Below are 19,732 nucleotides of genomic sequence, written 5' to 3'. Positions count from 1 at the left end.
GGGATGCCGCAGCTTCCCGCCCCCGACTATCCGGCCGAGGTGCGTGCCCGGCTGGAGGCGGACGCCCGGGAGGTGATCGCCCGCTACCCGGACAGCCGCAGCGCGCTGCTGCCGCTGCTGCACCTGGTGCAGTCCGAGGAGGGCCATGTCACCCGCACCGGGGTGCGGTTCTGCGCCGAGGTGCTGGACCTCACCACCGCCGAGGTCACCGCGGTCGTCACCTTCTACACCATGTACCGGCGCAAGCCCTCCGGTGACTACCAGGTGGGGGTGTGCACCAACACCCTGTGCGCGGTGATGGGCGGCGACGCGATCTTCGAGGAGCTCCAGCGCCATCTGGAGGTGGGCAACGGGGAGACCACCGAGGACGGCAAGGTCACCCTGGAGCACATCGAGTGCAACGCGGCCTGCGACTTCGCCCCCGTGGTGATGGTCAACTGGGAGTTCTTCGACAACCAGACGGTGGACTCCGCGAAGCGGCTGGTCGACGACCTCCGGGCGGGCCGGACCGTCGAGCCCACCCGCGGCGCCCCGCTGTGCACCTACAAGGAGACCGCGCGGATCCTCGCGGGCTTCCCCGACCCGCGGCCGGGCGCCGTCGAGGCCGGCGGCGCCGCCGGACCCGCCTCGCTGGTCGGACTGCGGCTGGCCAAGGGCGAGAGCGCACCGGGCCGGGTCGTCTCGCCCAGGTCTTCCGGCGCTCCGTCGGACGAGCCGCCCGCGTCCCACCCGAGCTCGCACGACGCGCCGCAGCGGACCTCGGCCTCCGATCCGCAGCACCCGTCCGGTCCGGTCACCGAGGAGGGGGAGTGATGACTGTGACGACCGAGCTCAACGAGCACAGCCCGGAGAAGCTGCTGGCACCGGTGCTCTCCGCGTTCTGGGACCAGCCCAACGCGTGGACGCTGCGCACCTATCTGCGCCACGAGGGCTACGACGGTATGCGCAAGGCGCTCGCCATGGCCCCGGACGATGTGATCGCGCTGGTGAAGGACGCGGGGCTGCGCGGCCGCGGCGGCGCGGGCTTCCCCACCGGGATGAAGTGGCAGTTCATTCCGCAGGGCGACGGCAAACCGCATTACCTGGTGGTCAACGCCGATGAGTCGGAGCCGGGTACCTGCAAGGACATCCCCCTTCTCTACGCCAATCCGCACTCCCTCATCGAGGGCATGGTCATCGCCTGCCACGCCATCCGCTCCGAGCACGCCTTCATCTATCTGCGCGGTGAGGTCGTCCCCGTACTGCGGCGGCTGCACGAGGCGGTGCGCGAGGCGTACGAGGCGGGCTACCTCGGCACGGCCGAACGCCGCAGCCAGAAGCTGGGGATGGCGGGACTGCCCGGTCTCGACATCACGGTGCACGCGGGCGCCGGCGCGTACATCTGCGGTGAGGAGACCGCACTGCTGGACTCGCTGGAGGGGCGGCGCGGTCAGCCCCGGCTCCGGCCGCCCTTCCCGGCGGTCGCGGGTCTGTACGCGTGCCCCACTGTGGTGAACAACGTCGAGTCCATCGCCTCGGTTCCCGCGATCCTCAACAAGGGCAAGGAATGGTTCCGTTCGATGGGCAGCGAGAAGTCCCCGGGCTTCACGCTCTACTCGCTGTCCGGCCATGTGGCCAACCCCGGGCAGTACGAGGGCCCGCTCGGCATCACCCTGCGCCAACTGCTCGATATGAGCGGCGGGATGCGCCCCGGCCACCGGCTGAAGTTCTGGACCCCGGGCGGGTCCTCCACCCCGCTGCTCACCGAGGAGCACCTCGATGTCCCGCTGGACTACGAGGGCGTGGGCGCGGCCGGGTCGATGCTGGGCACCAAGGCGCTCCAGTGCTTCGACGAGACCACCTGTGTGGTGCGGGCGGTGACCCGCTGGACCGAGTTCTACGCCCATGAGTCCTGCGGCAAGTGCACGCCCTGCCGCGAGGGCACGTACTGGCTGGTCCAGCTCCTGCGCGACCTGGAGGCAGGCAAGGGGCGGATGGACGACCTCGACAAGCTGGCGGACATCGCCGACAACATCAACGGCAAGTCCTTCTGCGCACTGGGCGACGGCGCGGCCAGCCCGATCTTCTCCTCCCTCAAGTACTTCCGCGAGGAGTACGAGCAGCACATCACCGGCGGCGGCTGTCCCTTCGACCCGGCGAGGTCCACGGTGTGGGCCGATGAGCCGCGCTCCACTCACCTGGGGGTGAACGCATGACCGTGACCACCAACGCACCCTCGGGAGGCGGGGAGGCGGCGGTGCCGCGAGAGGATCTGGTGTCCGTCACCATCGACGGGATCGAGATCTCCGTCCCCAAGGGGACCCTGGTCATCCGCGCCGCCGAGCTGCTCGGCATCGAGATCCCCCGGTTCTGCGACCATCCGCTGCTGGACCCCGCGGGTGCCTGCCGCCAGTGCATCGTCGAGGTCGAGGGCCAGCGCAAGCCGATGGCCTCGTGCACCATCACCTGCACCGACGGCATGGTCGTGAAGACCCAGCTCACCTCGCCGGTCGCCGAGAAGGCGCAGCGCGGGGTGATGGAGCTGCTGCTGATCAACCACCCGCTGGACTGCCCGGTCTGCGACAAGGGCGGTGAGTGCCCGCTGCAGAACCAGGCGATGTCCACCGGCTCGGCCGACAGCCGCTTCGAGGGCAGGAAGCGGACGTTCGAGAAGCCGGTGCCGATCTCCACGCAGGTGCTGCTGGACCGCGAGCGCTGTGTGCTGTGCGCGCGCTGCACCCGCTTCTCCAACCAGGTCGCCGGGGACCCGATGATCGAGCTGCTGGAGCGGGGCGCGCTCCAGCAGGTGGGCACCGGTGAGGGCGACCCCTTCGAGTCGTACTTCTCCGGCAACACCATCCAGATCTGTCCGGTGGGAGCGCTCACTTCGGCGGCGTACCGCTTCCGTTCCCGCCCCTTCGACCTGGTCTCCTCGCCGAGTGTGTGCGAGCACTGCGCGGGTGGCTGCGCGACCCGCACCGACCACCGGCGCGGCAAGGTGCTGCGGCGGCTCGCGGCGGACGACCCCGAGGTCAACGAGGAGTGGATCTGCGACAAGGGCCGTTTCGGCTTCCGCTACGCCCAGCTCCCCGACCGGCTCACCACCCCCCTGGTGCGCAACCGGGAGACCGGTGAGCTGGAGACGGCGAGCTGGCCGGAGGCGCTGGAGGCGGCCGCGGCGGGGCTGGCCGCGGCGCGCGGCCGGACCGGGGTGCTGACCGGCGGCCGGCTCACGGTCGAGGACGCCTACGCCTACGCGAAGTTCGCGCGGCTGGCCCTGGAGACCAACGACATCGACTTCCGCGCCCGGGTGCACAGCCAGGAGGAAGCCGACTTCCTGGCCGCGCAGGTCGCGGGCCGCGGCCGTGACCTGGACGGCACCGGGCTCACCTACACCACGCTGGAGAAGGCCCCGGCGGTGCTGCTGGCCGGCTTCGAGGCGGAGGAGGAGGCACCCGGGGTCTTCCTGCGGCTGCGCAAGGCCCACCGCAAGCACGGCCAGCGCACCTTCTCGCTCGCCACCCATGCCACCCGGGGGCTGGAGAAGGCGGGCGGCACGCTGCTGCCCGCCGCCCCCGGTACCGAGACCGAGTGGCTGGACGCCATCGCGGGCCGCACCGGTCTGGACGAGACCGGGGAGTCCGCGGCGGAGGCGCTGCGCGCCGAGGGCGCGGTGATCCTGGTGGGCGAGCGGCTGGCGTCCGTGGCGGGCGCGCTGACCGCCGCGGTGCGGGCCGCCGCCGCCACCGGGGCCACGCTCGCGTGGATCCCGCGCCGGGCGGGGGAGCGGGGCGCGATCGAGGCGGGAGCCCTGCCCGGGCTGCTGCCCGGCGGCCGTCCCGCCGCCGATCCGCGCGCCCGCGAGGAGACCGCGGCCGTATGGGGCGTGTCCGGGCTGCCGCACCAGGAGGGCCGGGACACCGGCCGGATCATCGAGGCCGCGGCCACCGGGGCGCTCGGCGCGCTGCTGGTCGCCGGGGTCGAGGTGGGCGATCTGCCCGATCCGGCACGGGCGTTGGCCGCCCTGGACGCGGTCGGCTTCACCGTCAGCCTGGAGCAGCGGCCCTCGGAGGTCACCGAGCGGGCGGATGTGGTGCTGCCGGTCGCGGCGGTCCCGGAGAAGCAGGGCACCTTCCTCACCTGGGAGGGGCGGGCCCGGCCGTTCGAGGCGGCGCTCAAACCGGACCAGATGACCCGCCGTCACACCCTCCCGGACACCCGGGTGCTGCATATGCTGGCCGACGCGCTGGACACCCCGCTGGACCTGCCGGACGTGGACGCGGCCCGTGCCGAGCTGTCCCGGCTGGGCGCCTGGCAGGGCCCGCACACCACCGTTCCGCTGGAGACCGGGGGTCCGCTGCCGCGGCCCGCCGAGGGCGAGGCGGTTCTCGCCGGTCACCGGCTGCTGCTGGACCACGGACGGCTCCAGGAGGGCGATCCGGCGCTGGCGGGCACCCGCCACGCCGCCGTGGCCAGGCTCTCGGAGGCCACGGCCGAGGAGGCCGGGGTGACGGACGGTCTGCCGCTGCGGATCACCGGCCCGGCCGGATCCGTCCAGCTCACCCTGGCCGTCACCGATATGCCCGACCGGGTCGTCTGGCTGCCGATGGCCTCCACCGGCGGCGGTATCCACCGCGATCTCGGGGCCCGCCCCGGTGATGTGGTCCGGATCGCCGCTCCCGCGACCGAGCCGGAGGTGACCGCATGAACGTCGCCGCTGAGGACCTGTCGATGTTCGGCCGCGACCCGTGGTGGCTGATCCTGATCAAGGTCGTCTTCTGCTTCGCCTTCCTGATGCTGACCGTGCTGATCTCCATCGTCATGGAGCGCAAGGTCGTCGGCTGGATGCAGCTGCGCATCGGGCCCAACCGGCACGGCCCCTGGGGCATGCTGCAGTCCCTCGCGGACGGCGTGAAGCTCATGCTCAAGGAAGACCTGACGGTCAAAGGCGCGGACAAGGTGGTCTACGTCCTGGCGCCGATCGTCGCGGCCATCCCCGCCTTCATGGCGGTCGCGGTGATCCCGTTCGGCCCGGCCGGGAACGAGATCTCGGTCTTCGGCCACCGCACCACGATGCAGCTCACCGATCTGCCGATCGCCGTCCTCTACATCCTGGCCACCGCCTCGGTGGGCATCTACGGGATCGTGCTGGCGGGCTGGTCGTCGGGTTCGACCTATCCGCTGCTCGGCGGACTGCGCTCATGCGCCCAGATGATCAGCTACGAGATCGCGATGGGGCTGTCGTTCGCGGCGGTGTTCCTCTACTCCGGGTCGATGTCGACCTCGCAGATCGTCGCCTCCCAGCAGGACCGCTGGTACGCGGTGCTGCTGCCGGTCTCGTTCCTGATCTACATCATCGCGATGATCGGTGAGACCAACCGGGCGCCGTTCGATATGCCGGAGTCCGAGGGCGACCTGGTCGGCGGCTTCAACACCGAGTACTCCTCGATCAAGTTCGCGCTCTTCATGCTCGCCGAGTACATCAACATGGTCACCGTCTCGATGGTGGCGGTCACCCTCTTCCTCGGCGGCTGGCGCGCGCCCTGGCCGATCAGCACCTTCTGGGAAGGCGCCAACCACGGCTGGTGGCCCCTGCTGTGGTTCCTCGGCAAGGTCGTGACCTCGCTGTTCCTCTTCATCTGGATCCGCGCCTCGCTTCCGCGCGTGCGCTACGACCAGTTCATGAAGCTGGGCTGGAAGGTGCTCATCCCGATCTCGATGGTCTGGCTGATGCTGGTCGCCACCGTGCGGGCGCTGCGCAACGAGAACTACGACTACCAGGACATCGTGCTCTACGTCGGCGGCGGAGTGATCGCGCTGCTGCTGCTCTCCTTCGTCGTGGACATCTTCCGCGACCGCGAGACGGCCAAGGCCGCGGCCGCGGCGGCGGAAGCCCCCGAGCCCGCCTTCGACCCGATGGCGGGCGGCTTCCCGGTGCCGCCGCTGCCCGGACAGTCCCTGCCACCCGTACCCCGCCGACGGTCCCGCCAGGAACGCGAGTTGATTGTCAGTGGCGGCCCCGACACTGTCAGTGACGGAAAGGAGGCCGACGGTGTCTGACTTCCAGAACCCGGTGGCCGGCTTCGGCGTGACCTTCAAGGCCATGTTCAAGAAGCGGCTCACCGAGCAGTACCCCGAGGAGAAGAAGCCCACCGCGCCCCGCTTCCATGGACGCCACCAGCTCAACCGCCATCCGGACGGGCTGGAGAAGTGCATCGGCTGCGAGCTGTGCGCCTGGGCCTGCCCGGCGGACGCGATCTACGTCGAGGGCGCGGACAACACCGAGGAGGAGCGGTACTCCCCGGGGGAGCGCTACGGCCGCGTCTACCAGATCAACTACCTGCGCTGCATCCTGTGCGGCCTGTGCGTCGAGGCGTGTCCCACCCGGGCGCTGACCATGACGAACGAGTACGAACTGGCCGACCGCAGCCGTGAGTCGCTCATCTACACCAAGGAGGAGCTGCTCGCCGGTCTCGAGGAGGGCATGGTCGACAGCCCGCACGCCATCTACCCCGGGATGGACGAGCAGGACTACTACCGGGGCCTGGTCACCGAGGCGGCGCCCGGGGCCCGGCGCCAGGTGGCGGTCAGCAAGGGCGAGACCCCCTCCGACGGGCCCGCGGGGAACGAGGAGGTCCAGGCATGACCGGCGCGCTGGCCGCGGCGGCCTCCACCACCTCCACCGGTGAGGCCGTCCAGTTCTGGGTGCTCGGCACCGTCGCCGTGATCGGCGCGCTGTGCACCATCCTGATGCGCAAGGCCGTGCACAGTGCGCTGTGCCTGGCCGGGACCATGATCATCCTGGCGGTCTTCTACCTCGCCAACGGCGCGTACTTCCTGGGCGTCGTCCAGATCGTCGTCTACACCGGCGCGATCATGATGCTCTTCCTCTTCGTGGTGATGCTGGTCGGTGTCACCGCCGCCGATTCGCTCAAGGAGACCCTCAAGGGGCAGCGCTGGCTCGCCGTCCTGTGCGGTCTTGGCTTCGGCATCCTGCTCTGCGCCGGGATCGGCAACGCCTCGCTCACCAGCTGGAACGGCCTGGGCCAGGCCAACTCCGGCGGCAATGTGGAGGGGCTGGCGGCGCTGGTCTTCACCAAGTACGTCTTCGCCTTCGAGATCACCGGCGCGCTGCTGATCACCGCCGCCGTCGGTGCGATGGTGCTGACCCACCGCGAGCGGATCGAGCGGGCGCGCACCCAGCGCGAGCAGTCCGAGGCGCGGGTGCGCACCGGCCGGAACGTACCCCCGCTGCCCGCCCCCGGTGTCTACGCCCGGCACAACGCGGTGGACATCCCCGGTCTGCTGCCCGACGGCACCACCTCCGAGCTCACGGTCAACGCCACGCTGCGCGCCCGTGGTCAGATCCGGGACGTCTCCGGGGAGGCGCTGGCCGAGCTGGCCGCCCTGGAGCAGCGCTCCGAGCGCTGGCTGGGCCGCGGCGCCAAGGGCGGCGGGGCAGCCGGTAAGGGCGCGAACGGCACCTCGGCGAACGGTGCCGTCAACGGCGCCGACGGCGACGGTGCCGACGGCAACGGCGAGAACGGCGCGCATGCGAACGGCAAGGGTGCCGACGAGCGGTCCCAGGACGCCGGCAGCCACAAGGGAGCCGCCAAGTGAATCCGGTCTACTACCTGTACCTGGCCGCCCTGTTGTTCACCATCGGTGCGGCCGGGGTGCTGATCAGGCGGAACGCCATCATCCTCTTCATGTGCGTCGAGCTGATGCTGAACGCGTGCAATCTCGCGTTCGTCGCCTTCTCCCGGCTGCACGGCAATCTCGACGGCCAGATCATCGCCTTCTTCACGATGGTGGTCGCCGCGGCCGAGGTCGTGGTCGGTCTCGCGATCATCGTGACCGTCTTCCGCTCCCGCCATTCGGCCTCGGTCGACGACGCCAGCCTGATGAAGCTCTAGAAGGGGTCGCGTTCAAGTGGAGAACCTCATCGGATTGCTTGTCGCGGTGCCGCTGTTGGGCGCGGCCCTGCTGCTGTGCGGAGGGCGGCGGCTGGACGGCAAGGGCCACTACATCGGCACGGTGCTCGCGGCGTCCTCCTTCGCGATCGGCGCGGTGCTCTTCGCCGACATGCTCGGCCGCGGTGAACACGACCGGGCCCTGCACAGCCACGTGTTCAGCTGGATCCCGGTGGGCGGCTTCCACGCGGACGTCGCCTTCCAGCTCGACCAGCTGTCGATGACCTTCGTCCTGCTGATCACGGGTGTGGGCACGCTGATCCACGTCTATTCGATCGGCTATATGGAGCACGACGAGCGGCGCCGCCGCTTCTTCGGCTACCTCAATCTCTTCCTCGCGGCGATGCTGCTGCTGGTCCTCGCCGACAACTACCTGCTGCTGTACGTCGGCTGGGAGGGTGTGGGCCTCGCCTCGTACCTGCTGATCGGCTTCTGGCAGCACAAGCCGAGCGCGGCCACGGCGGCGAAGAAGGCGTTCATCGTCAACCGCGTCGGCGATGTCGGCCTGTCCATCGCGATCATGCTGATGTTCACGACCTTCGGGTCGTTCGCCTTCGCTCCGGTGCTGGCCGAGGCGGACCGGGCGGGCGAGGGCAAGCTCACCGCCATCGGGCTGATGCTGCTGCTCGCCGCCTGCGGAAAATCGGCCCAGGTGCCGCTGCAGTCCTGGCTCGGGGACGCGATGGAGGGCCCGACCCCGGTCTCGGCCCTGATCCACGCGGCCACCATGGTGACCGCGGGCGTCTATCTGATCACCCGCTCCGGCGCGATCTTCAACGCGGCGCCGGACGCCCAGGCCGCGGTGGTCACCGTCGGTGCCGTCACCCTCCTCTTCGGTGCGATCGTCGGTTGTGCCAAGGACGACATCAAGAAGGCCCTCGCCGGGTCCACCATGTCGCAGATCGGCTACATGATCCTGGCGGCCGGGCTCGGCCCGATCGGCTATGTCTTCGCGATCATGCACCTGGTGACCCACGGCTTCTTCAAGGCCGGGCTCTTCCTCGGCGCCGGATCGGTCATGCACTCCATGAACGACGAGGTCGACATGCGCAAGTACGGCGGCCTGCGGAAGTACATGCCGATCACCTTCATCACCTTCGGCCTCGGCTACCTCGCCATCATCGGCTTCCCCGGACTCTCCGGGTTCTGGTCCAAGGACAAGATCATCGAGGCCGCCTTCGCCAAGGGCGGCACCGAGGGCTGGATCCTCGGCGGGGCGGCCCTGCTGGGCGCGGCCATCACCGCGTACTACATGACCCGCGTGATGCTGATGACCTTCTTCGGCGAGAAGCGCTGGGTCGCGGATGAGAACGGCAATGAGCCGCATCCGCACGAGTCGCCCGGTTCGATGACCTTCCCCATGATCGTCCTGGCCTTCGGATCGGTCTTCGCGGGCGGGCTGTTCAGCCTGAACGACGCGTTCGTGAAGTGGCTGGAGCCGGTCACCGGCCACAGCCACGGCGACTCACCGCTCAGTGCCGCCGCCGTCACCGGCGGCACCATGGTGGTGCTGGTGATCGGTGTCGGCCTCGCCTGGGCGCAGTACGGACGTCGCCCGGTGCCCCGCACCGCCCCGCGCGGCAGTCTGCTCACCCGGGCCGCCCGCCGGGACCTGCTCCAGGACGACTTCAACCATGTCGCCCTCGTCCAGCCCGGTCAGTACCTCACCCGCGGACTGGTCTACGTCGACCACAAGCTGGTCGACGGAGTGGTCAACGGCACCGCGGCCTCCGTCGGCGGGCTCTCCGGCCGGCTGCGCAAGCTCCAGAACGGCTACGCCCGTACGTACGCGGTCTCGATGTTCGGCGGTACGGCGGTGCTCATCGCCGCGACCCTGCTGATGAGGGCGGTCTGAGTCATGTCCTTTCCCCTGCTGACGGTCACGGCCGCGGTGCCCGCGCTCGGCGCGATCGCCACCGCCGCCGTGCCCGCCGCCAAGCGCGCCGCCGCCAAGTGGGTGGCGCTGGCCTTCTCCCTGGCCACGCTCGTCCTCGCGGCGGTCGCCCTGGTCCGCTTCGACCCGGGGGGCGCCCGCTTCCAGCTCACCGAGTCCCACGCCTGGATCGCGGACTTCGGCGTCCGCTACGAACTGGGCGTGGACGGGATCGCGGTCGTCCTGATCGCCCTCACCGCGGTGCTCATCCCCTTCGTCATCCTGGCGGGCTGGCATGACGCCGATCCGCTGGAGGGGGAGCGCCCCAACCGCCGGTGGCGGCCGACCCAGGGCTTCTTCGCGCTGATCCTGATGGTCGAGGCGATGGTGGTGATCTCCTTCGAGGCCACCGACGTCTTCCTCTTCTACATCTTCTTCGAAGCCATGCTCATCCCGATGTACTTCCTCATCGGCGGCTTCGGGGACCGGGCCGGGGAGCGGTCCGAGGAGGAGACGGCCACCCAGCGCTCGTACGCCGCGGTGAAGTTCCTGCTCTACAACCTCGCCGGCGGTCTGATCATGCTGGCCGCGGTGGTCGGTCTGTACGCGGTCACCGCGGACGACCTGGGCACCGGCACCTTCTCACTCCAGCAGATCGTCCAGGCGCGGGCCAGTGGTGACCTCTCCATCGCGACCGGCACCGAACGGTGGCTGTTCCTCGGCTTCTTCTTCGCCTTCGCGGTGAAGGCGCCGCTGTGGCCGCTGCACACCTGGCTGCCCAACGCGATGGGGGAGTCCACCGCCCCGGTGGCCGTGCTGATCACCGCGGTCGTCGACAAGGTCGGCACCTTCGCGATGCTCCGCTTCTGCCTCCAGCTCTTCCCCGAGGCCAGCAAGTGGGCCACCCCGGTGATCCTGGTGCTGGCGCTGATCAGCATCATCTACGGTGCGCTGCTCGCGGTGGGCCAGCGGGACATCAAGCGGCTGATCGCCTATGCCTCGATCTCCCACTTCGGCTTCATCATCCTCGGCATCTTCGCCATGACCACGCAGGGCCAGGGCGGCGCCACCCTCTACATGGTCAACCACGGGATCTCGACCGCCGCGCTGATGCTGGTGGCCGGGTTCCTGATCACCCGCCGCGGTTCGCGGCTCATCGCCGACTACGGCGGGGTGCAGAAGGTCGCCCCGGTGCTTGCGGGCACCTTCCTGATCGGCGGTCTGGCCACCCTGTCGCTGCCCGGTCTCGCCCCGTTCATCAGCGAGTTCCTGGTCCTGGTCGGCACGTTCAGCCGCTATCCGGTGCTCGGGATCATCGCCACCGTCGGCATCGTGCTCGCCGCGCTCTACGTCCTGGTGCTCTACCAGCGCACCATGACCGGCCCGGTGAAGGACGAGGTGCGCGGGATGCCCGACCTCAAGGCGCGTGAGCTGCTGGTGGTCGCCCCGCTCATCGCGCTGCTGATCTTCCTCGGTGTCTATCCCAAACCGCTGGCCGACATCGTCAACCCGGCGGTGGACCACACGCTGTCGGTGGTGGACGAGAAGGACCCCAAGCCCGACCACCCCGTCGACGCGGGCTGGTTCAGCTACAGCCCGATGCACGACGGTGCTTCCGGAGGTGCCAAGTGACCCACGCGGCCCCTGTCCACAGCCTGTGGACAACAGCGGCGGCGGCGCCCGACAAGATCCCGGCGCCGCATATCGAGTACGGCCAGCTGTCCCCGACACTGATCGTGCTCGGCGGGGCGATCCTCGGCGTCCTGGTCGAGGCGTTCCTGCCGCGCCGCCAGCGCTACGGCGCCCAGCTGTTCGTCTCCGTCCTCACCCTGGCCGCCGCGTTCGCCGCGGTCGTCGGGCTGGCCGCCGGGGACTACGGCACCGGCAAGGCCCATGTCGCGGCCATGGGCGCCATCGCGGTGGACGGTCCGGCGCTCTTCCTCCAGGGCACCATCCTGCTGGTGGCGCTGGTCGCGGTGTTCACCTTCGCCGAACGGCGGCTCGATCCGGTGGCGCACGGCAACCAGGTCGACTCCTTCGCCGCGCAGGCGGCCGCTGTGCCCGGTGGTGAGGCCGAGAAGGCCGCGGTGAAGGCCGGGTTCACCACCACCGAGGTCTTCCCGCTGGTGCTCTTCGCGGTCGGCGGGATGCTGGTCTTCCCGTCCGCCAATGACCTGCTGACGCTGTTCGTGGCGCTGGAGGTCTTCTCCCTGCCGCTGTACGTGCTGTGCGCGCTCGCCCGGCGCCACCGCATGCTCTCGCAGGAAGCGGCCGTGAAGTACTTCCTGCTGGGCGCCTTCTCCTCCGCCTTCCTGCTGTTCGGTATCGCCCTGCTCTACGGCTACGCGGGCACCGTCGGCTACGCGGGCATCGCGGATGTCGTCGACGGCCAGGTCCGGAACGTCACCCCGGCGCTCGCCGGGACCATGGGCAATGACGCGCTGCTGCTCATCGGCGGTGCCATGGTGCTGATGGGCCTGCTGTTCAAGATCGGCGCCGTACCGTTCCATATGTGGACCCCGGACGTCTACCAGGGCGCCCCGACCCCGGTCACCGGCTTCATGGCGGCGGCCACCAAGGTCGCGGCGTTCGGCGCCCTGCTGCGGCTGCTCTATGTGGTGTTGCCCGGGCTGCGCTGGGACTGGCGGCCGGTGATGTGGGGCGTCGCGATCGTGACCATGCTGGGCGGCGCCATCGTCGCGGTCACCCAGACCGATGTGAAGCGGCTGCTGGCGTACTCCTCGATCGCGCACGCGGGGTTCATCCTCGCCGGTGTCATCGCCACCACGCCCGACGGCATCTCCTCCGTCCTCTTCTACCTCGCCGCGTACTCCTTCGTGACCCTGGGCGCCTTCGCGGTGGTCACCCTGGTGCGTGACGCGGGCGGCGAGGCCACCCACCTGTCCAAGTGGGCCGGGCTCGGCCGCCGTTCGCCACTGGTGGCAGCGGTCTTCGCGGTCTTTCTGCTGGCCTTCGCCGGTATCCCGCTGACCAGCGGCTTCGCCGGGAAGTTCGCCGTCTTCAAGGCGGCGGCCGACGGCGGCGCGGGTGCGCTGGTGGTGGTCGGTGTGATCTCGTCGGCGATCGCGGCGTTCTTCTACATCCGGGTGATCGTGCTGATGTTCTTCAGCGAGCCGCGCACGGACGGCCCCTCGGTCGCCGTGCCGAGCGTGCTGACCTCCTCGGCGATCGCCATCGGGGTCGCGGTCACGCTGGTGCTCGGTGTCGCACCGCAGTACTTCCTCGACCTTGCGGGCCAGGCCGGGGTGTTCGTGCGCTAGGCCCTGTCCGGCCTAGTGGCCAGGGATCCGGCCGCGCGGGGTGGACTCTCCCATCGTGGGAGGGTCCACCCTTCTGGTGTGCGAAACGATCTCCTCACCATCGGGCGGTTCGCCCGCCTCTGCCGGCTGAGCGTCAAACAGCTCCGGCACTACGACGAACTGGGCCTGCTGGCCGCCGTCCAGGTGGACGCCGCCTCGGGCTACCGCTACTACGCCCCCGACCAGGCACGTGACGCCCTGACCATCGGTCTGCTGCGCGAGATGGACCTCCCGCTGACCGTGATCGCCGAGATCCTGGCCGCCCCGCCCCCGTCCAGGGCGCGCATCCTGCGCGCCGAGCGGGACCGGCTGGCCGAGCGGGTCCGCCGGGACCGCACGCGGATGGACATGCTGGAGCGGCTGGCCGAGGGCGGACTGCCCGGCTACGAGGTGACCTGGGGCAGTGAACTCCCGCTGGAGCTGGCCGTGTCCCGGACGGTCTGCGCGCCCGCCGAGATCGGGCAGCGGGCCGGCGAGCGGGTGGGCCTGGTGCTCGCGGCGCTGCAGGCCGCGGGCATCGCCTGGGAGCCGCCCCTGTGGGGGCTGTACCCCGTGGAACTGGAGGACCGCGCGGAGATCGCCGTAGGGGCCCGGGTACCGGAGGGGGCGGAGCCGCCCGGTCTGGTCCGTACGGTGCTGCCCGGCGGACCGGTGGCCGAGACGCTGCACACCGGCCCGTACGCCCAGCTTCCCCTCGCCTACAACGCGCTGTTCGCCGCCGTCCACGAGCGCGGGCTGCGCCCGAGGGCGCCGGTGCGCGAGGCGTATCTCGTGGGGCCGGGAGAGGCTCCCGAGGAAGAGCTGCTGACCCGGCTCGTCATCCCCGTCGAGGAGGACCCGGCATGACCATGGTGCGGGACGTCGACACCCGGGGGATGCGGCACTGCGAGACGACGGCGCTGGGGGTGCTGCTGCGGCACGAGGGCGTCACCTGGTCCGAGCCCATGCTGTTCGGTCTCGGTGCCGGACTGTCGTTCATCTACTGGGACAGCAAGGCGATGGGCTTCCCCTTCCTCGGGGGCCGCGTCAAACCGTTCGAACTGACCCGGAATCTGGCCGCCGGGCCGGGGCTGGAGCTGCTGGTCCACGAGACCACGTCCGCGCGCACGGCGTGGCGGCAGGTGGTGGCGTCCCTCGACGCCGGGCGCCCGGTCGGGTTGCAGCTCGACAGCTACCACCTGGAGTACTTCACCACCAAGGTGCACTTCGGCGCCCATGTCGTGGCCATGTACGGCTACGACGAGGAGAAGGCGTACCTGGTCGACACCGAACAACAGGGCGGCGCGGTGTCCACCGGTCTGGAGAGCCTGGCCCGGGCGAGGGCCGAACGCGGACCGATGACCGCCCGGCACCGCTCCTTCACGCTCTCCGTGCCCGGCGACCTCCCTCCGCCGCGCGAGCGGATCACCGCCGCGGTCACGGCGTGCGCGGACGCCTTCCTCGACCCGCCGATCGCCAACCTGGGCCACCGGGGCATCGAGAAGGCGGCCGGCCGGGTGCCCGGGTGGCTGGACCGGACCAGTGACCCGCGGCAGGACCTGACGCGGGCCGCCCGTCTCATGGAGGAGGCGGGCACCGGCGGTGCGCTCTTCCGGAACCTCTACCGCGACTTCCTCGGGGAGTGCGCCGATCTGCTCGGCGACGGCCGCCTGCGGACCGGCCACACCCTGTACGCAGAGGCAGCCGCCCTGTGGACGGAGGTGGCCGCCCTCATCGCGCGGGCGGGCGAGTCCGGTGAGGCGGCCCACCTCGGACGGGCCGGTGCCGCGCTCCACGACCTCGCGCGGATCGAGCGGACCGCGATGGAGGAACTGCGCCTGCTGGAGCCGTGAGCCCGGGTGGACCGGGACCGCGCCGGGTGCGCCGGCCGATGACGAGCGGCCCCCGCCCAGCAGGGCGGGGGCCGCTCGCCGGTGGCCACGCGTCAGTTGGTGGGGAGGTCGGGCATCCCGGTCGGCAGCCCGGAGGGCAGCGAGGTGGGGATGTCGGACGGGAGGTCCTTCGGGGAGGCCGCCTTGGTGAAGGTGTCGTTCTCCGAGAGCGCCTCCCAGTCGACGGTGAGCGTCTTGCCGTCCTTGCTGGGGGCCACCTTGCCCATGGTGCGGTCGTCGTTGCCGTCGGCGCACTTGAGCATCAGCATCTTCTCGCCGGTGTCGGTGTACTCACCGGAGCAGGTGTGCTTGCCCGCGACCAGGGCCGCCTTCTCCCCGCTGATGGACAGCATCAGCGTCTCGTTGCCGCTCCTGGCCACGTAGGCGCCGGTCAGCTCGGCACCCGCGCCACCCTCGGCCGGGTCGCTCGACTGCGAGGCCGACGGGGTGTCCTTGGAGGTGTCCTTCTTGCCGTCGTCGCTGTCGCTGCCACAGGCCGTCAGCAGAAGGGCGGCCACGGCCACCGTTCCGGCAACGCTCGCTGCCTTGATCACGCACATCTCCTCGGTTGTCAGGGACAGGGGCACGACAACGTAGCAGCCGGTCAGGGGGTGGCCGGTACGACGTGGCCGCTCACCTCACCCAGACCGATGCGGGCGCCGTGCGGGCCCGGTGCCCAGGCCGTGAGGGTCACCTCGTCGCCGTCCTCGAGGAAGGTGCGGGTGTCGTCGCCGAGGCGCACCTGATCCCGTCCGCCCCAGCTGAGTTCGAGCAGACAGCCGCGTTCGGTGGGGCGCGGACCGCTGACCGTGCCGGAGGCGAAGACATCGCCGGTGCGCAGCGAGGCGCCGTTCACGGTCATATGGGCAAGCTGCTGGGCGGCGGTCCAGTACATGGCGGAGAACAGCGGGCGGGAGATGGTGTGGCCGTTGACGGCGACCTCGATGCGCAGGTCGAAGCCGAAGGGTTCGGCGGCGGAGTCGTCGAGGTAGGGCAGCAGCGGGACATCACGGGCGGGCGGGGCGGTGCGGGCCGGGGCGAGGGCCTCCAGCGGAGTGATCCAGGCGGCCAGGGAGGTGGCGAAGGACTTGCCCAGGAAGGGGCCGAGCGGACGGTACTCCCAGCTCTGGATGTCGCGGGCGGACCAGTCGTTGAGCAGGCAGAGCCCGAAGACGTGATCGTGGAACCCGGAGAGCGGCACCGGTGTATTCAAAGGGGAAGGGGCACCGACGACGAAGGCCACCTCCGCTTCGAAGTCGAGGCGCAGGGAGGGGCCGAAGACCGGAGCGGGGGAGGACGTATGGGCCGGGGAAGAGGAAGCGGCCGAGGGGTCGGGCGCGGGCGGCAGATGCTGGCCCTGGGGGCGCACGATCGGGGTGCCGGAGACCAGGACCGTACCGGCGCGGCCGTGGTAGCCGATCGGAAGGTGCTTCCAGTTGGGGGTGAGCGCGTCGCCGTCCGGGCGGAACATCCGCCCCACATTGGCGGCGTGGTGCTCGCTCGCATAGAAGTCGACGTAGTCGGCCACCTCGATCGGGAGGTGCAGGGCGAGGGTGGTGAGGGGGTGCATCAGGGGCTCGATGGTCGGCCGGTGCGCCGGATTGGTCAGCCAGTCGAGCACCTCGGCGCGGACGGCCTGCCAGGCCGGGCGGCCCGCGGCCATCAGCGGGTTGAGCGTGGCGGCGCCCAGCAGTTCGGCGTACGGCGAGGCGGTGGCGGCCGCCGCGGCTCCCGCGTCCAGCACATGACTCCCGTAGCGCACGCCGATCCTGCGCAGATGCGGCGCATGCGGCGTGGTGAAGACGCCATAGGGGAGATTGTGCGGCCCGAAGGGGTCTCCTTCGGGCAGATCGAGCGGGCTTCGCTGCGGCATGGATGCTGCCTCGCCTTCTCCTCGTCACCGTGGTGGCCAGGCCACACCCTACGGCTCGCGGGGTGCGAGGGGAGGGGGTGTCGGGTGCTGCCTAAAGAGCTGGCAATGTCCGGATAGTTCTTGCTGGAGGCGGTAATTCCGAAGTAGCGTCCTTCATCGGGTCACACACAGTGGGGGGGCCACTGCGCTGAGGTGACCGAGGGGGGCTCGTGGCGAGCAGTGCCATGCCGTGTGCGCTGGACCGTTCGGTACCCGGACTGATCGTGAAGATCGGTGACTATCCCCTGCACCATGGGGGTGTCGGCGCCATCCGGTCCCTGGGCCGTCTGGGTGTCCCCATGTACGCGGTCACCGAGGACCGTTGGACCCCGGCCGCCCTCTCGCGCTATCTCACCCGGGCCTTCGTCTGGCCGACCACCGGCAGCGAGCAGCCGGAGCGGCTGGTGGAGGGGCTGCTGCGGATCGGACGGGCGATCGGCCGTCCGACGGTGCTGCTGCCCACGGACGAGGAGGCGGCGGTGCTGATCGCCGAGCATGCGGATGTGCTCGCCGCCGACGGCCGGTTCCTCTTCCCGCGGGCCGACCCGGAGCTGCCCCGGCGGCTGGCCAGCAAGCAGGGGCTGCATGAGCTCTGTGCCGAGCACGGGGTGCCCACCCCGGAGGCCGCGTTCCCCGCGACGTTCGCCGATGTCAAGGCGTTCGCGGTGAGCGGCCGGTTCCCCGTGGTCGCCAAGAACCGGGAGGCGTTCGAGCGGCGGGAGAAGCCCGCGGTGGGCGGCACCACCCGGATCGAGGGGCCGCGGGAGCTGCTGGCGCTGGCGCCGTCCTGGGGCCCGCGGCCGGGGGTGGTGCTCCAGGAGTACCTGCCGCGCGAGCACGCCGAGGACTGGATCGTGCACGCCTATGTGGACTCCCGGAGCACACCGCTGGCGCTGTTCACCGGGGTCAAGGTGCGGTCCTGGCCGCCGCACGCGGGGATGACGGCGTGCGCGTACGCGGTGGACAACAAGGAGCTGGCCCAGATGGCGGCCCAGTTCATCAAGCGGATCGGGTTCAGCGGCATCGTCGATCTGGACTGGCGCTTCGACCGGCGCGACGGCCGGTACAAGCTGCTGGACTTCAATCCGCGGATGGGAGCGCAGTTCCGGCTCTTCGAGAACCGGGCGGGGGCCGATGTCGTCCGGGCCCAGCACCTGGACCTGACCGGGCGTGAGGTCCCCGAGGCCGAGCAGATCGCCGACCGGCGCTTCCTGGTGGAGAACATCGATCTGCCCGCGCTGCTCGCCTACCGCCGGGGCGGTTACACCACACCGCATGCACCCGCCGGACCCAGCGGCACCGAGCTGGCCTGGGCCGCCCGCGACGATATGCGGCCGTTCTTCACCATGCTGGCCCGCTGTGTACGGCCCGGCGCGGCACATCTGTACCAGCTCTGGCGCGCCAGGAAGAGGTAATGCCTTGGGGAGGGGTTCTGTGAACGATCCGGTAGCAGTCATCGGGGCCGGTCCATACGGTCTGTCGACCGCCGCCCATCTGCGCGCCCGCGGTCTGCCGGTCCGCGTCTTCGGGGAGCCGATGGTGAGCTGGCGCGCGCAGATGCCCGCGGGCATGCTGCTCAAGTCCACACCGGTGGCGTCCACCATCGACGCACCGCAGCCGGGGCACACCCTGCTCGACTACTGCCAGGCGTCGGGCGGTCCGCGCTATGAGTCCGACTGGGACATCATCCCGGTCGAGACCTTCTCGGAGTACGGACTGTGGTTCCAGCGGCGGCTGGTGCCGGAGCTGGAGCAGGTGCGGGTGGTCTCCGTCGACCGGCGGGGCGGCCGGTTCGAGCTGAAGCTGGACTCGGGGGAGCAGTTCACCGCCCGTGCCGTCGTGGTCGCCAGCGGGCTGAGCGGACTGGCCCATCTGCCCCGGCCGCTCGCCGCGGCCGTCCCCGACGGGCCGTCCCCCGCCGGACCGGTCTCGCACAGCTCCCAGCACCATGACCTCGGGCGGTTCGCGGGGCAGCGGGTGGTGGTCGTCGGCGCCGGACAGTCCGCGCTGGAGAGCGCGGTGCTGCTGGCCGAGGCGGGCGCCGCCTCGGTGCGGGTGGTGGCGCGCGGTCCCCGCGCGGTCGGCTTCGGCGCCCCGCCGGACCGCCAGCCGCGGCTGCGGCCCGAGTCGCCCTTCGGCCGCGCCTGGTCGCTGTACGCGCTGTCGTACCACGCGGTGGGCTTCCGCAATCTGCCCGCGTCCGCCCGGGAGTATCTGGTCCGCAGGGTGCTGGGCCCCAAGGGCGCCTGGTGGCTGCGGGACCGGTTCGCCGGGCGGGTGCAGGTCACCCAGGGCCGGCGGGTCCACCGGGTCTCCGTGGAGGGTGACGGCCGGCCGGTGCTCTCGCTGCGCGGCGCGGACGGCCGGGTCGGCGAGCTGGCCGCGGACCACATCATGGCGGCCACCGGCTACCGGATGGATCTGGCCGCGCTGGGCTTCCTCGGTCCCGAGCTGCGCGCCGAGGTGGTCACCTCCGCCGGCGGGCCATGGCTGGACACGGGCTATCGCTCCTCGGTGCCGGGGCTGTACTTCACCGGGCTGCCCGCGGCGGCGAGTTTCGGCCCGGTGATGCGGTTCGTCTGCGGCACCGAATACGCCTCACCACGGTTGGCGAAGGCGGTGGCGGCCGCTCACGGATAGGGCGCGCGGGGGCCGTTCCCCGGCCGTTCGGCGAACGGCCGGGGCGCGGACAGGAATGATCTGCTGGTGATCGCGGTACGCGAGGGGATACCGGTCGCTCCAGGGCACGGACGCTGTGCGGCGCACAAGGCGGGAAGCCGCCCACAGTGATCGATACCCGACCG

General features: G+C 70.9%; 16 protein-coding genes. 14 read left to right on the top strand and 2 right to left on the bottom strand.

The features are described from left to right. The first annotated feature begins 3 nt into the window (after window positions 1-3). The 12 genes from nuoE to NMK44_RS24105 all read left to right on the top strand — a co-directional run bounded on the left by nuoE (window position 4) and on the right by NMK44_RS24105 (window position 14,977). Entirely contained in the window at window positions 4-813 is an 810-nt protein-coding gene (gene nuoE, locus NMK44_RS24160; protein WP_254746579.1) for an NADH-quinone oxidoreductase subunit NuoE, read from the top strand. Then, on the top strand, window positions 813-2,195 hold the full coding sequence (nuoF, locus tag NMK44_RS24155; protein WP_254746408.1) for an NADH-quinone oxidoreductase subunit NuoF: 1,383 nt from the start codon (window positions 813-815) through the stop codon (window positions 2,193-2,195). The genes nuoE and nuoF overlap by 1 nt, the downstream gene beginning before the upstream one ends. Further along, complete coding sequence (locus NMK44_RS24150) at window positions 2,192-4,687, top strand: NADH-quinone oxidoreductase subunit G (RefSeq protein ID WP_254746406.1); 2,496 nt, start codon at window positions 2,192-2,194, stop codon at window positions 4,685-4,687. Before nuoF ends, NMK44_RS24150 begins: the two co-directional genes overlap by 4 nt. Then, entirely contained in the window at window positions 4,684-6,039 is a 1,356-nt protein-coding gene (gene nuoH, locus NMK44_RS24145; RefSeq protein WP_254746404.1) for an NADH-quinone oxidoreductase subunit NuoH, read from the top strand. Before NMK44_RS24150 ends, nuoH begins: the two co-directional genes overlap by 4 nt. Next, window positions 6,032-6,625, top strand: coding sequence for an NADH-quinone oxidoreductase subunit NuoI (gene nuoI / locus NMK44_RS24140; RefSeq protein WP_254746402.1), 594 nt, complete (start codon window positions 6,032-6,034; stop codon window positions 6,623-6,625). Before nuoH ends, nuoI begins: the two co-directional genes overlap by 8 nt. After that, the gene (locus NMK44_RS24135) at window positions 6,622-7,599 is read left to right on the top strand and encodes an NADH-quinone oxidoreductase subunit J (RefSeq protein WP_254746400.1); all 978 of its coding nucleotides are present in this window, start codon (window positions 6,622-6,624) and stop codon (window positions 7,597-7,599) included. The genes nuoI and NMK44_RS24135 overlap by 4 nt, the downstream gene beginning before the upstream one ends. Beyond that, complete coding sequence (gene nuoK, locus NMK44_RS24130; RefSeq protein ID WP_254746398.1) at window positions 7,596-7,895, top strand: NADH-quinone oxidoreductase subunit NuoK; 300 nt, start codon at window positions 7,596-7,598, stop codon at window positions 7,893-7,895. Before NMK44_RS24135 ends, nuoK begins: the two co-directional genes overlap by 4 nt. 16 nt (window positions 7,896-7,911) lie before the next feature. Further along, entirely contained in the window at window positions 7,912-9,807 is a 1,896-nt protein-coding gene (nuoL, locus tag NMK44_RS24125) for an NADH-quinone oxidoreductase subunit L (RefSeq protein ID WP_254746396.1), read from the top strand. A gap of 3 nt (window positions 9,808-9,810) precedes the next feature. Further along, entirely contained in the window at window positions 9,811-11,457 is a 1,647-nt protein-coding gene (locus NMK44_RS24120) for an NADH-quinone oxidoreductase subunit M (protein WP_254746394.1), read from the top strand. Beyond that, window positions 11,454-13,106: an NADH-quinone oxidoreductase subunit NuoN gene (gene nuoN / locus NMK44_RS24115; protein WP_254746393.1), complete on the top strand. Its 1,653-nt coding sequence runs from the start codon at window positions 11,454-11,456 to the stop codon at window positions 13,104-13,106. The genes NMK44_RS24120 and nuoN overlap by 4 nt, the downstream gene beginning before the upstream one ends. Window positions 13,107-13,184: 78 nt before the next feature. After that, on the top strand, window positions 13,185-13,991 hold the full coding sequence (locus tag NMK44_RS24110; protein WP_254746391.1) for a MerR family transcriptional regulator: 807 nt from the start codon (window positions 13,185-13,187) through the stop codon (window positions 13,989-13,991). Further along, on the top strand, window positions 13,988-14,977 hold the full coding sequence (locus NMK44_RS24105) for a BtrH N-terminal domain-containing protein (RefSeq protein ID WP_254746389.1): 990 nt from the start codon (window positions 13,988-13,990) through the stop codon (window positions 14,975-14,977). The genes NMK44_RS24110 and NMK44_RS24105 overlap by 4 nt, the downstream gene beginning before the upstream one ends. 92 nt (window positions 14,978-15,069) lie before the next feature. Here the strand turns inward: NMK44_RS24105 and NMK44_RS24100 are convergent, their stop codons facing one another. Together NMK44_RS24100 and fahA are read right to left on the bottom strand one after the other, a co-directional pair. Next, window positions 15,070-15,576 carry a hypothetical protein gene (locus NMK44_RS24100; protein WP_254746577.1) on the bottom strand — a complete coding sequence of 169 codons (507 nt, stop codon included), beginning with the start codon at window positions 15,574-15,576 and terminating at the stop codon, window positions 15,070-15,072. Window positions 15,577-15,620: 44 nt separating this feature from the next. Next, a complete protein-coding gene (fahA, locus tag NMK44_RS24095; RefSeq protein ID WP_254746387.1) occupies window positions 15,621-16,889 on the bottom strand; it encodes a fumarylacetoacetase in 1,269 nt (422 codons plus the stop codon). Between the two features lie 224 nt (window positions 16,890-17,113). Between fahA and NMK44_RS24090 the strand changes: the two genes are divergently transcribed. Together NMK44_RS24090 and NMK44_RS24085 are read left to right on the top strand one after the other, a co-directional pair. Continuing rightward, the gene (locus NMK44_RS24090) at window positions 17,114-18,343 is read left to right on the top strand and encodes a carboxylate--amine ligase (RefSeq protein WP_254746574.1); all 1,230 of its coding nucleotides are present in this window, start codon (window positions 17,114-17,116) and stop codon (window positions 18,341-18,343) included. 19 nt (window positions 18,344-18,362) lie between these two features. After that, a complete protein-coding gene (locus tag NMK44_RS24085; RefSeq protein ID WP_254746385.1) occupies window positions 18,363-19,568 on the top strand; it encodes an FAD-dependent oxidoreductase in 1,206 nt (401 codons plus the stop codon). Window positions 19,569-19,732: the final 164 nt, after the last annotated feature.

It is taken from the genome of Streptomyces cucumeris (assembly GCF_024295805.1).
GTDB lineage: Bacteria > Actinomycetota > Actinomycetes > Streptomycetales > Streptomycetaceae > Streptomyces > Streptomyces cucumeris.
This window is presented reverse-complemented; position numbering and strand designations above follow the sequence as displayed.

What these genes read in the sequence shown, in the direction of transcription:
- NMK44_RS24100 (WP_254746577.1), bottom strand. Translation starts at nt 15,576, where the DNA reads ATGTGCGTGATCAAGGCAGCGAGCGTTGCCGGAACGGTGGCCGTGGCC.
- NMK44_RS24105 (WP_254746389.1), top strand. Translation starts at nt 13,988, where the DNA reads ATGACCATGGTGCGGGACGTCGACACCCGGGGGATGCGGCACTGCGAG.
- NMK44_RS24090 (WP_254746574.1), top strand. Translation starts at nt 17,114, where the DNA reads ATGCCGTGTGCGCTGGACCGTTCGGTACCCGGACTGATCGTGAAGATC.
- NMK44_RS24150 (WP_254746406.1), top strand. Translation starts at nt 2,192, where the DNA reads ATGACCGTGACCACCAACGCACCCTCGGGAGGCGGGGAGGCGGCGGTG.
- NMK44_RS24120 (WP_254746394.1), top strand. Translation starts at nt 9,811, where the DNA reads ATGTCCTTTCCCCTGCTGACGGTCACGGCCGCGGTGCCCGCGCTCGGC.
- nuoF (WP_254746408.1), top strand. Translation starts at nt 813, where the DNA reads ATGACTGTGACGACCGAGCTCAACGAGCACAGCCCGGAGAAGCTGCTG.
- nuoE (WP_254746579.1), top strand. Translation starts at nt 4, where the DNA reads ATGCCGCAGCTTCCCGCCCCCGACTATCCGGCCGAGGTGCGTGCCCGG.
- NMK44_RS24135 (WP_254746400.1), top strand. Translation starts at nt 6,622, where the DNA reads ATGACCGGCGCGCTGGCCGCGGCGGCCTCCACCACCTCCACCGGTGAG.
- nuoH (WP_254746404.1), top strand. Translation starts at nt 4,684, where the DNA reads ATGAACGTCGCCGCTGAGGACCTGTCGATGTTCGGCCGCGACCCGTGG.
- fahA (WP_254746387.1), bottom strand. Translation starts at nt 16,889, where the DNA reads ATGCCGCAGCGAAGCCCGCTCGATCTGCCCGAAGGAGACCCCTTCGGG.